Consider the following 12,313-nt stretch of genomic DNA (forward strand, 5'->3'; position numbering starts at 1 on the left):
GATGCCTTTCGTCAGCGCGATGCGCGGGCTAGGCCCGCTTGTGCGTAGTAGTCGGTGATGTGCTGGTGGATGAGGGTGCGGGCGCGGACGGCGTCGCCTGCATCGATCGCGGCGAGGATCGCACGGTGCTCGCGACGCAGGCGGGTGGCCGCGGCATCCCAGTCCTCGATGCGCTGCGCGCCCTCGAGGACATAGGACTCGATGGCCGTGCGCAGGCCGGCCATCATGGCAGCGATGACGACGTTGCCCGATGCCTCGGCGAACGCCAGGTGCAGCTGGGCGTCGAGGACGAGGAACTCCGCGGGTGTGAGGTCGGTGGCATCCATCGCATCGAGCACGGCGTGCGCGGCAGCGGTGGACCGGTCCTCGTCTTCGGCGAGCGCCTCCACGACCGCGGACTCGAGCACCAGCCTCGTCTTCACCACATCGTCGAGTGGGAAGCCGCTGGCGGCGACCTGGAGCCGCAGGAGCGCAGACATCCCGCCTCGGGGGGTGGCGATGATGATGGCGCCGGATGTCGGTCCCGACCCCGTTCCGGTGCGGATGAGTCCCATGACCTCGAGCACGCGCAGCGCCTCGCGTACGCTCGAGCGTCCGACACCGAGGGTGGCTGCCAGTTCGCGTTCGCCGGGGAGCCGATCGCCCGGCGCCAGGCGGCCCTCGAGCAGGTCGGACTCGATGCGCTCGAGCACCACCTGCCAGGCCCGCGGTGCCGACGTGGCGCCGTCGATCGTCTCATCCATGAGTCTCCTCTGTGGTCTGACCACAATAGGACATGTGGTCAGACCAAGCAACTCTCGACCGTCACGATGTGACGGAAACGCGGACGACCGGGCAGGTCGTACGCTCGTGACATGGATCCGCTCCTCCTCGTCCTCATCGTCTTCGCGATCACCTGCGCGTTCTGCTGGATCGCTTCGCTGATCACGAAGGACACGTCGTGGGTCGATCGCATCTGGTCGATCGTGCCAGCCGTCTACGTGTGGATCTTCGCGGTCGCGGGCATCCTCGACGGAAACGACGCCACCCGGCTGATCGTGATGGCGGTGCTCGTGACCGCGTGGGCCGCACGCCTCACCTTCAACTTCGCCCGCAAGGGCGGCTACACCGGTATGGAGGACTACCGCTGGGCGATCCTGCGAGGCCGGATGAAGCCCTGGCAGTTCCAGGTGTTCAACCTGCTGTTCATCGTGCTGTACCAGAACGCCCTCCTCGTCTTGATCACGACGCCCGCCTACATCGCGTGGCAGAACCCCGCGCCGTTCGGCGTCTGGGACGCCCTGTTCGCTGTGCTGTTCGCCGCGTCCCTGGTCGGCGAGTTCACCGCCGACCAGCAGCAGTGGAGCTTCCACCAGGCGAAGAAGGCCGCGGGCGGGCGGCTCGAGCCAGGCTTCGTCACGACCGGTCTGTTCGGCTACAGCCGCCACCCCAACTTCTTCTTCGAGCAGGCGCAGTGGTGGGCGTTCTACGCCATCGGTGCAGCGGCGGCCGCCGCATCCGGTCTCGGCATCTGGGGCGGAGTGTTCAACTGGACGATCCTCGGCGCCGGCCTTCTGACGCTGCTGTTCATCGGGTCGACGATCTTCACGGAGTCGATCACCTCGTCGAAGTACCCCGCCTACGCCGACTACCAGCGCACCACGTCGATGCTCGTGCCCCTGCCTCGCCGGCACCGCGGAACCGATGAGGCGGCGTCGCGAGCCTGAGACCTCGGCAGACCGCTCAGCGACCGCCGAGCCGGCCGCCCGACTCGCGCAGATAGCACGAAGCGCACAGCGACTCATAGGTGACCTCGTCGCCGTCGATGGCGACCTGGTCACCGTCGAAGATGAAGCGGCCATTGACGAGCCGCCCGTTGAAGAGGGCCTTGCGCCCGCAGCGGCAGATCGTCTTGAGCTCTTCCATCGAGTGCGCGAGCTCGAGCAGACGGCGCGATCCGGGGAACGCCTCGGTGAGGAAGTCGGTGCGGATGCCGTATGCCAGCACCGGCACGTCGTCGAGCACGGCGATCCGCAGGAGGTCGTCCACCTGGTCGCGCGTCAGGAACTGCGCCTCATCGATGAGCAGGCAGGCGACATCGGCCGGCGGACGCGAGAGTCCGACCAGCTCGTCGTGCGTATAACGGAGGTGCGCGCGATGCTCGGTGAAGAGGTTGCGTGCCGAATCGTCCGGACCGATGAGGAAGTCGACGGGACGCGTCATCCCGAGCCTGCTCGAGATCTGGTGCGCGCCCTTGGTGTCGATCCTGGGCTTCGCCAGCAGCACATGCTGGCCGCGCTCCTCGTAGTTGTACGCGGCCTGAAGGAGCGACGTCGACTTGCCCGAGTTCATCGCCCCGTAGCGGAAGTACAGTTTGGCCACGCGGTGAGTCTACGGAACAGGGACGACGCCAGACGAAGGATGCAGCGACCAGAGGCTCATCGTCCGCCGAATCCTCCGCCGCCACCGCCTCCCCCCGACGAGCCGCCTCCGGACGACCCGCCGGACGATGACCAGCTGCTCGAGAACGACGAACTCGACGAGCTCGACGAGCTGCCGCTGGACACCGGTGTCACGGCGAGGTGACCGATCGACGATGACGCGTTCGAGAGCGAGTCGGATGTCATCGAGTCGAACAATGCCAGCCGCGACGGCGGCGGGGCGACAGGCTGGACGGCGCGGATGACCTCGATCCACTCTCGCTCGATGCCGAAGAGCACGGCGTACGGAAGAAGCCGTTCATACAGGTTGACGACGTCTGCGCCGGGCGAGTTCGGCTGGTCGCTGAAGGGTCGACGTCCGCCGGAGACGAGGTCGGCGGTCCGCGGCGACTGGGCGGCGCGCAATCGGTCCTCCTCCGCGAGCTGCAGGTACTCGCGGATCCCCTCGAGGTAGGTCTTGTGCCGGCCGCCGGCGACCGTGAGCGTCGTCTGCGGCAGGCCGATGAACGGCAGGACGATGAACGACACGAAGGCGCTCACGATCGCCAGCACGTTGATCCACGTGCCGAGCGTCCCCAGATCGCTCAGCACACTGGGCAGGTCGGTGGTGAAGAACAGCAGGATGACCGCGACCACCAGCCCGCCGAATTGCAAGGCGCCGCGCACGGTGCCGATCCAGGCAGGGCGCTCACTGCGGTAGCCGCGCTCCACAGTCGCGGCGTCGATTCGTCGCACGTACGTGACGGCGCGCACCGGCGGCTTGCGGGCGAAAACACCGAGGTCGACGCGGTCGCCGGGGGCGGCATCCTTTCCGTACAGCGTGGTGACGATGCGGCGGTCGTCGTGCTCGAGGCCGGTGTCGTCACGCAGGACGACGCTGAAGTCGTCGGCGTCTTCGCGGTCGCCGGATGCCGTGATCTCGACCTTGTCGCGGACGGCGAGATCGACCACGTGTGCGGCGAGTGCCCGTGCCGGCACGCCGAGAACCCCGGCCGAGAGGGTCGGCGACTCGTCGACGGGTGGCGTGTACTGCACGATGACGGGCGAGGCGTCGGGATTGCGCCGGAGGAACGCCTTCATGGTCAGGAGGAAGATGAGCCCTCCGAACCCGGCGATGAGCGCCAGACCCGGCGCGATCCACTCCCACCACGGATACGGCGGCGGAGGCGGAGGAGTCGGGGCAGCGAAGGTCCGCTGGGCGAAGCCGATCGCGACCGTGACGCCCTCATTCGCACCGACCGCGTCATCCGTCGCGGTGAACACGACGGCGCCGTCTGCGGCAACCCGCCCGCTCACAGATAGCGCCCAGGCCGCGACGTCCGCGGGCCACAGAGCGTCGGGCTCCGGTCCGGCCAGTGCGCAGCGGTCTGTCGATCCGACCTTCCCCCGGTAGCAGGACGCGCGACCGGCCATCAGCCCGTCGGCGGCGTCGCCGGCGACATGGATGCGGCCGGAGACCGCAGCGAACGGCTGGGCGTGGTCGGCGCCGACGACGTCCCAGTAGAACTCGTCGGCGGCGGTGTCGTCGTAGCGCAGCACCACGTCGCTCATCGCGTACGAGATGACGTACGTCTGCGCCCCACGCACGTAGCTGTCGTCGCCGGTGAGGACGTAGATCCAGTCGTCATCCTGCTCCGTCCACCACGGGATCGGCTCACCACCGCCACCCGTCACGTTCACGACCCGGGTGTCGTGGGCGATGCCCGAGTCGGACTTGGGGATCCAGCGGATGATTCCCTTGTTCTGGTCGAATTCGGGGAACCGGGCGACGATCGTCTCGGTCGTGTAGAGCACGCTCGTGCCGTCCACGGCGCGCACCAGCCAGTAGTCCGCGGCGAGCGAGTCGTAGCTGAAGTCATCGACGGAGGACGCGACTGCCGCGGCCGACGGCGCCGCGAGCGCCAGAGTGGTCGCGATGCCCAGCGTTGCCAGAGCGCGCGAGAGGGTCTTCACGGCACTCATTCAAACAGCCGGGAAGCCGCCGCGTGGGTCAGGCCGTGAGCGCGAGGGCCTCCGCCGTGCGTTCGATCGTCTCGCGAGCCTCGGCGGGGTCGTTGTTCAGCGTCTCGCCATAGCTCGGCACGAGTTCGGCGAGCGTGGGCTCCCACTGCGCGATCCGGTCGGGGAAGCACGTCTTGAGCAGTCCCAGCATGATCGAGACGGCCGTGGACGCACCCGGCGAAGCGCCGAGCAAGCCGGCGATCGTGCCGTCCGCGCCGGTGACGACCTCGGTGCCGAATTGGAGCACGCCGCCCTTGTCGGCATCCTTCTTCATGACCTGCGCCCGCTGACCGGCGTTCAGAAGCTCCCAGTCCTCGTCCTTGGCCGTCGGCATGAATGTGCGTAGGCTGTCGACCTTCTTCGCGTGATTCTTGAGCAGCTCACCCACCAGATAGGTGATGAGTGATGGATTGTCGATCGCGACCTTGAGCATCGGGCCGATGTTGTGCGGGCGAACTTGCGCGACGAGATCGAGCATCGAACCGTTCTTGAGGAACTTCGGGCTGAATGTCGCGAACGGACCGAACAGCAGCGAAGTCTCGCCGTCGACGACGCGGGTGTCGAGGTGGGGCACCGACATCGGCGGCGCTCCCACAGAGGCCTGCGAGTAGACCTTCGCTTTGTGCTGCGCAACGAGAGCGGGATTCGAGGTCTTCAACCACTGCCCGCCGATCGGGAAGACACCGTAGCCCTTGATTTCAGGAATCCCTGAGCGCTGCAGCAGCTTGATCGCCCAGCCACCGGCACCGACGAAGACGAATCGTGCACCGATCTCGCCGGGCGAACGGCCGATGGAGCGGCGGTACTTCACGCGCCAGGTTCCGTCTTCGAGCCGCTTGAGGCGCTTCACCTCGGTGTTGGTGCGCACGTCGGCGCCGTTCTCCGCCAGGCTGGCGAACAGCTGGCGGGTCAGCGCGCCGAAGTCGACGTCCGTCCCTGCCGGCACACGGGTGGCCGCGAACGGCTCGCCCTTGCGGCGCTTCTGCATGAGGAGCGGCGCCCATGAGTTGATCACGCGCGAGTCTTCGCTGTACTCGATGCCGGCGAACAGCGGCTGCTCTTTGAGTGCCTCGTAGCGCTTCTTGAGGAAGGCGACATCCTTCTCGCCCTGCACGAAGGTCATGTGCGGCGCGGAGTTGATGAATGTCGACGGTGCATCCAGGACACCCTGCTCGATGAGCGTGGTCCAGAACTGGCGACTCTGCTGGAACTGCTCGTTGATCGAGATGGCCTTGGCGGGGTCGACCGTGCCGTCCTTGGCCTCGGGGGTGTAGTTGAGCTCGCACAGCGCGGCGTGGCCGGTACCCGCGTTGTTCCACGCGTTCGAACTCTCGAGCGCGACATCGTGGAGCCGTTCGAAGACCGCGATCTTCCAGGTCGGCTGAAGCCGCTGGAGGAGCGTCCCGAGCGTTGCGCTCATGATCCCGCCGCCGATCAGCAGCACATCGACGACGCCGCTGGGCAGGTCGCTGTCGTCGGGATCGGGAAGCCTCGCGTCGGTCGTTTCGTCCACCCGTCAATTCTAGGCGGGCGGGTGTCGGGGCCGCGTCGCGGTCAGGCCTTGACGCCCTTGGACAGGCTCAGGGACCGCGCCGCGACGAGCTCCGCGATCTGCACGGCGTTGAGGGCAGCACCCTTGCGGAGGTTGTCGTTGCTGATGAACAGCACGAGGCCCCTGCCCTCGGGCGCGGACTGGTCGGCGCGGATCCGGCCCACATAGCTCGGGTCCTTGCCGGCCGCCTGCAATGGCGTCGGCACCTCTTCGAGGGCGACCCCCGGCGCCGACGCGAGGATCTCGCGTGCGCGTTCGGGTGAGATCTCCTCGGCGAACTCGGCGTTGATCGACAGCGAGTGGCCGGTGAAGACGGGCACCCGCACGCACGTCCCGGCGACGCGGAGGCCGGGCAGTTCGAGGATCTTGCGGCTCTCGTTGCGGAGCTTCTTCTCTTCGTCGGTCTCGTTCCAGCCGTCGTCGACGAGATTGCCCGCGAAGGGGATGACGTCGAACGCGATCGGCGCGATGTACTTCTCGGGCTGCGGGAAGTCGATCGCCGAGCCGTCGTGGACGAGACGCAGGGTGTCGCCCTGAGCGAGGACGCCCTCGACCTGGCCGAGCAGCTCCTCGGCGCCGGCGATGCCGGATCCGCTGACGGCCTGGTAGGTGCTGACGATGAGGCGCTCGAGGCCGGCTGCGGCATCCAGCACTTTGAGGACCGGCATGGCGGCCATCGTGGTGCAGTTGGGATTCGCGATGATCCCCTTGTGCGCCTCGGCGATGGCGTGGGGGTTGACCTCGCTCACCACGAGGGGAACCTCGGGGTCCATGCGCCACGCGCTGGAGTTGTCGATCACGGTGGCGCCGGCCGCGGCGAAGCGTGGCGCGTGGGCACGGCTGCCGGTGGCGCCGGCGGAGAAGAGCGCGATGTCGATACCCGCCGGATCGGCGGTCTCGACATCCTCGATGATGATCGTCTCGCCGCCGAACTCGACCGCGGTGCCCGCTGACCGGGCCGTGGCGAAGAGGCGGAGCTCACGGATCGGGAACGAGCGTTCCGCGAGAATCTCGCGCATCACCGTGCCCACCTGGCCGGTGGCGCCGACGACGGCGACGGAGAGTCCGGAATCGGAGATGCGGGTCATGACTGGATTTTACCTTCCGTGAAACGGGTCAGCGTCCGCTGCCGGCGTGCACGACGGCGTCGCTGTCGCCGTCGAGGCCGTAGGCGGTGTGCACGACGCGCGCCGCCTCGGAGAGGTCGTCGCCGCGCACGACGACCGAGATGCGGATCTCGGAGGTGGAGATCATCTCGATGTTGATCCCGGCGATGCTGAGGGCCTCGAACAGGGTTGCCGAGACGCCGGAGTGCGTGCGCATGCCGGCGCCGACGACCGACAGCTTGCCGATCTGATCGTCGTGGATGAGGCTCTCGAAGCCGACTTCGGCCTGATCGCCCGCCAGCGCGCGCAGCGCGACGGCGGCGTCGCCCTTCGGGAGCGTGAACGAGATGTCGGTGCGGGCCGTCGCGGCGGCCGAGACGTTCTGCACGATCATGTCGACGTTGGCCCCCGACTTGGCGACGATCTTGAAGATCTCGGCGGCCTTGCCGGGCACGTCGGGCACGCCGACGACGGTGATCTTGGCCTGGCCGAGATCGGTCGCGACTCCGGCGACGACGGGCTCTTCCATGGGGCCTCCCTCGGTGAACTGTTCGGAACGCTCGTGCTGCTCGTTGAGCACGTACGTGCCCTCCGCAGAGCTGAAGGTGGATCGTGCGTGGATCAGCACGCCGTGACGGCGCGCATACTCGACGGCACGGATGTAGAGCACCTTGGCACCGTTGGCCGCAAGCTCGAGCATCTCTTCGCTCGAAACGCGGGTGAGCTTCTGCGCCTTCGGCACGACCCGCGGGTCTGCGGTGTAGATGCCGTCGACGTCGCTGTAGATCTCGCACACATCGGCGTCGAGCGCCGCGGCGAGGGCCACCGCCGTCGTGTCGGATCCGCCCCGGCCGAGTGTCGTGATGTCGCGCGTATCGCGATTGAACCCCTGGAATCCCGCGACGATGACGATCGCGCCCTCGTCGAGCGCATCGCGCAGGCGGATGGGGGTGACATCGACGATCCGAGCGGCGCCGTGCGTGGCATCCGTGATCATGCCGGCCTGACTGCCGGTGAACGAGCGAGCCTCGAACCCCATCGAATGGATCGCCATCGCCAGGAGCGCCATAGAGATCCGCTCACCGCTCGACAGGAGCATGTCGAGCTCTCGCGGTGCCGGGATCGGCGCGACCTGCGACGCGAGGTCGAGCAGCTCGTCAGTGGTGTCGCCCATCGCGCTCACCGCCACGACGACGTCGTGCCCGGCGCGGCGGGTGTCGACGATCCGCTTGGCGACCCGCTTGATGCTCGCGGCGTCGGCGACGGACGATCCGCCGTACTTCTGGACGATCAGCGCCACGTCAGAACTCCCGGAGGTGCCGCGGGCGGCACACGTGTGTGGTCACGGGTCGCGATCGGATGCCGCGCCCAGTGCTCCATCTTACGGACGAGCGGATTCCGCACCGGCCATGTGACGGGCTGCCGCCACGCTACACACGCGCCGTGCCAGGCGCGCGCTCGTACCGGTCGGGAGTGATCGTCAGCTGCGCCTGGCCGCCCGTCAGCGAGCGCAGTTCGAGGACGTAGCGGGCGAGTTCGGCCTCCGGCGCGCTCGCGACGATCCGCGTCTCGCCGTCGGCTGTCGTCTCGGTCGCATTGACGTGCGCACGGCGCGACGACAGATCGGTCAGCACCGGACCTTGGAGGTCGGGCGGCACGGTGATCGTGACGATCGACACCGGCTCGAGCACGACGGTGCCCGCGTCGGCCAGGGCAGCCTTGACGCCGAGCGACGCCGCAGTGCGGAACGCCATCTCTGAGGAGTCCACCGAGTGCGATTTGCCGTCGTAGAGCTCGACCCGCACGTCGACGACCGGGTGCCCCTGGGGCCCGCCTGCCGCGAGCGCATCCCGGGCGCCCTTCTCGACGGCCGGGATGTACGACCGCGGTACCGAGCCGCCCACCACGGCATCGACGAACTCGAATCCGCCGCCGGGCGGCAGCGGGCTCAGCCGCAGCTGCACGACGGCGAACTGGCCGTGGCCGCCGGACTGCTTCTTGAGCTTTCCCTCGGCCTGGGCTGACCCCGCGATCGTCTCGCGATATGCGACGGGCGCGGGTCCTGTGGTCACCTCGACGCCGAGCACGCGCGCCAGCCGCTCGACGGCGACCGCGACGTGGGTCTCGCCGAGGCCGCGAAGGATCGTCGCGCCACCCGCCCGGTCGATGAGAAGGGTCTGGTCCTCGGCGAGCAGCCGCGCGAGCGCGGTCGAGAGCTTGGCGTCGTCGGACTGGGTCGCCGGGGTGAGGCTGACCGCGTAGACGGGCTGGCGGTGCGGCAGCGGCGCCGGCCGTGCGCTGCCGTGCGGCCGCGTCCACAGCACAGATCCCGAGGGCGACCCGGTCAGCTTGGCGACCGCCCCGACCTCGCCGGTGCGCAGCGCGTCCACCGGCACGTGCTGGTCGCCGCGAAGGCGGAAGAGCGCCGGTATCCGCTCCTCCGCGCCCGTCGTCGCGTTGCGCAGGCGGTCGCTCGGACGCAGCGTGCCCGAGAGCACCTTGAGCATCGCGATCTGGCCGACGAATGGATCGGCGACCGTGCGGAACACGTGCACTACCGTCTCGCCGTCGGGTCTCGGGGCGACGCGCACCTCGGTGCCGTCATCCGTCTCGGCGCTGCCGCCGACGATGATCCGTGAGTCGTGATCGCGGGATGTCGGTGACAGCGCGCACAGCAGGTCGACGACGCGGTCGATGCCCGTGCCGGTGAGGCCCGAGCACAGCAGGATGGGCACGGCCTCGCCGGACGCCACTTCGCGGGCGAGGGTGGTTTCGAGCTCGCCCGCGGACGGTTCGTTGCCGTCGAGATACGCCTCGAGCTGCGCATCGTCGTGCGACACGATGTCTTCGGTGACGCTGACGTGCAGGTCGTGCTCCTCGGCCTCAGCCGCCGCCGGCATCGCCTCCTCGCGGTGGTGCCCGGTGTCGTCGTAGACCAGAGCGTGCTCGCCGAGGACATCCGCAATGGCATGGAAGTCCTGTTCCTCGCCGAGGGGCAGCTCGATCGGCCACAGGTGGTCGCCGAACGTGGCACGCAGGTCGCTGACGATGCGGCGGAAGTCCGCTCGGGCGCGATCCTCCTGCGTGACGATCAGGATGCGGGGCACGCCCGCCTGTTCGGCTGCCGCCCATACCCCACGAGTGCCCGCCGTGATGCCGTCGACCGCACTGACCACGACTGCGGCCACGTCCGCAACGGTCAGTGCGGTGTCGACACCCCCGACGAAGTCGGGATGCCCGGGTGTGTCCACGAGCGTGAGGGCGCTCTCGCGCCCGTCGTCGCCCGTCCAGGTCAGGTAGGCGAGCGAGATGCCGAGCGTCGTCTGACGCGAGATCTCTTCGGGATCGTGGTCACCGACCGTCGTTCCCTGCTCGATCGCACCGCGGCGCGGGATGACGCCCGCTCGGAACAGCAATCCCTCTGCGAGGGTGGTCTTGCCGGCACCGGCGCCGCCCACGAGGGCGACCGTCCGGTGCGTAGGACTTGGGGTCGGATCCATCCGGGGGCCTCCCACGCCGATGTGAGTACGTGACCCATCGTGCCGTGAGACCCGCCGTCCCGCCAGAGGATCCTCTGTCTCGATGCCCAGTCCGCGCTCAGACCTCGACCGTTCAAGGGCGGACGCGGCGCCGACCCGGATCGCCCAGACAGCGGACGCTGCTGAAATCCATCCTCGGTTTCGCACCGATCGCGTGCCGACGGATGCGTCAGCCCGGGGCGATCGGCGGAAGATCGGCGACCGGTTCTCGGGCGCGGATCCTGCCGCCGGTGGCGGCGAGCCAGCATCCGAAGATCACCAGTGGGAAGCCGATGAGCAGACCCGGCGTGACTTCTTCGCCGAGCACGATGACACCGAGGATGATCGCAACGACCGGGTTGACGTAGGTGAAGAGGGGTGCGCGCACCGGGCCGACGCGCGCGATCAGAGCGAAGAACACGACGAACGCGACTGCGGTGCACAGCACCGCCAACGCGATCAGCGACACCGTGCTCTGGGCCGTCGGAACCTCTTGCTGGGTGAACAGCGCGATCGGAAGGTAGAACAGGCCGACCGCGAAAAGCGCCATGGTCACCGTGCCGAGAGCCGGTACACCGTCGAGCCGCCGGGCGACGATGAACGGCGCCGTCGCGTAGCAGACCGCGACGAGCAGCACCTCGCCGATCGCGATGAATCCCGCTCCGCCTTCGACGGCGAGTCCCGGCCCCGCCACGATCACGGCCACCCCCGCGAATCCCACCACGAGCCCGATGGCGCGCGAGGGCTTCAGCACCGACCGATCACCGCCGCTGAGGGCGATGACGGCGGCGAAGAGCGGCACGGTCGCCACAAGCAGCCCGGTGAGCCCCGATGGCAGCGTCTGCTCGGCGTGGCCGAGCAGCAGGAAGGGTCCGGCCATCTCGATCGCGCCGAACGCGAGCACCCAGCCGATTTTCGACAGTGCGGGGCGCAGTGCCTTCTGCCGCAGTGCGAACGGCAGCAGGAGCACCGCCCCCAGCAGCGTGCGCCCGGCGACGATGGATGCCGGAGAGTACGAGTCGACGGCCTGTTTGATGAACAGGTAGGGGATGCCCCAGAGCACCGCCATGGCCGCGAAGAGCAGCCATGCGCGCGCGTCGAACCGCTGCATCTGACCGTTCATCAGATCGAGCGGCGACCCTCGAATGCCCGGCCGAGGGTCACTTCGTCGGCATATTCCAGGTCTCCGCCGACGGGAAGCCCCGATGCGAGCCGCGTCACGCTGATCTCGAGCGTGTGGAGCAGACGGCTGAGGTAGGTCGCCGTGGCCTCGCCTTCGAGGTTCGGGTTCGTCGCGAGGATGACCTCCTGCACCGTGCCATCGGCGAGTCGCTGCATGAGCTGGGTGATGCGCAGGTCGTCGGGACCGATGCCCGCGATCGGGCTGATCACTCCCCCGAGCACGTGGTACAGCCCGCGGAACTCCCTCGTGCGCTCGATGGACGAGATGTCCTTCGCGTCTTCCACCACGCAGATGATCGCCGGATTCCGACGCGGGTCGCGGCAGATCGAACAGCGGTCCGACTCCGACACGTTGCCGCACACCTCGCAGAAGCGCACCTTCTCGCGCACCTCGCCGAGCAGCTTCGACAGCCGGGACACGTCGAATGACGGCGACTGAAGGATGTGGAACGTGATGCGCTGCGCCGACTTCGGCCCGATGCCCGGGAGGCGCCCGAACTCGTCGATCAGGTCTTGAACGATTCCGTCGTACAT

10 protein-coding genes are annotated in these 12,313 nt (G+C 68.4%); 1 reads left to right on the forward strand and 9 read right to left on the reverse strand.

Annotation, left to right across the window (positions count from 1 at the left end; all coding sequences use genetic code 11):
- Nucleotides 1–11 precede the first annotated feature (11 nt).
- A complete protein-coding gene (locus tag ABD188_RS16980) occupies nucleotides 12–743 on the reverse strand; it encodes a FadR/GntR family transcriptional regulator (protein WP_344065029.1) in 732 nt (243 codons plus the stop codon).
- Between the two features lie 111 nt (nucleotides 744–854).
- Here ABD188_RS16980 and ABD188_RS16985 point away from each other — a divergent pair, with 111 nt between their 5' ends.
- Complete coding sequence (locus ABD188_RS16985; RefSeq protein WP_344065032.1) at nucleotides 855–1,706, forward strand: DUF1295 domain-containing protein; 852 nt, start codon at nucleotides 855–857, stop codon at nucleotides 1,704–1,706.
- A 16-nt stretch (nucleotides 1,707–1,722) separates the two neighbouring features.
- Here the strand turns inward: ABD188_RS16985 and ABD188_RS16990 are convergent, their stop codons facing one another.
- The 8 genes from ABD188_RS16990 to recR form a co-directional block, all read right to left on the reverse strand.
- A complete protein-coding gene (locus ABD188_RS16990) occupies nucleotides 1,723–2,361 on the reverse strand; it encodes a thymidine kinase (RefSeq protein ID WP_344065035.1) in 639 nt (212 codons plus the stop codon).
- Nucleotides 2,362–2,417: 56 nt separating this feature from the next.
- On the reverse strand, nucleotides 2,418–4,373 hold the full coding sequence (locus ABD188_RS16995; RefSeq protein ID WP_344065038.1) for a DUF2207 family protein: 1,956 nt from the start codon (nucleotides 4,371–4,373) through the stop codon (nucleotides 2,418–2,420).
- A gap of 37 nt (nucleotides 4,374–4,410) precedes the next feature.
- On the reverse strand, nucleotides 4,411–5,886 hold the full coding sequence (locus ABD188_RS17000) for a malate:quinone oxidoreductase (RefSeq protein WP_344067192.1): 1,476 nt from the start codon (nucleotides 5,884–5,886) through the stop codon (nucleotides 4,411–4,413).
- 89 nt (nucleotides 5,887–5,975) lie between these two features.
- Complete coding sequence (locus ABD188_RS17005) at nucleotides 5,976–7,061, reverse strand: aspartate-semialdehyde dehydrogenase (protein WP_344065041.1); 1,086 nt, start codon at nucleotides 7,059–7,061, stop codon at nucleotides 5,976–5,978.
- Between the two features lie 28 nt (nucleotides 7,062–7,089).
- Nucleotides 7,090–8,379 (reverse strand): aspartate kinase, encoded by a 1,290-nt coding sequence (locus ABD188_RS17010; RefSeq protein ID WP_344065044.1) that lies wholly within the window; start codon nucleotides 8,377–8,379, stop codon nucleotides 7,090–7,092.
- A 130-nt stretch (nucleotides 8,380–8,509) separates the two neighbouring features.
- The gene (locus ABD188_RS17015; RefSeq protein WP_344065047.1) at nucleotides 8,510–10,579 is read right to left on the reverse strand and encodes an elongation factor G; all 2,070 of its coding nucleotides are present in this window, start codon (nucleotides 10,577–10,579) and stop codon (nucleotides 8,510–8,512) included.
- A 208-nt stretch (nucleotides 10,580–10,787) separates the two neighbouring features.
- On the reverse strand, nucleotides 10,788–11,720 hold the full coding sequence (locus tag ABD188_RS17020; RefSeq protein ID WP_344065050.1) for a DMT family transporter: 933 nt from the start codon (nucleotides 11,718–11,720) through the stop codon (nucleotides 10,788–10,790).
- Complete coding sequence (gene recR, locus ABD188_RS17025; protein ID WP_344065052.1) at nucleotides 11,720–12,313, reverse strand: recombination mediator RecR; 594 nt, start codon at nucleotides 12,311–12,313, stop codon at nucleotides 11,720–11,722. The genes ABD188_RS17020 and recR overlap by 1 nt, the downstream gene beginning before the upstream one ends.

It is taken from the genome of Microbacterium pumilum (assembly GCF_039530225.1).
GTDB classification, from domain to species: domain Bacteria; phylum Actinomycetota; class Actinomycetes; order Actinomycetales; family Microbacteriaceae; genus Microbacterium; species Microbacterium pumilum.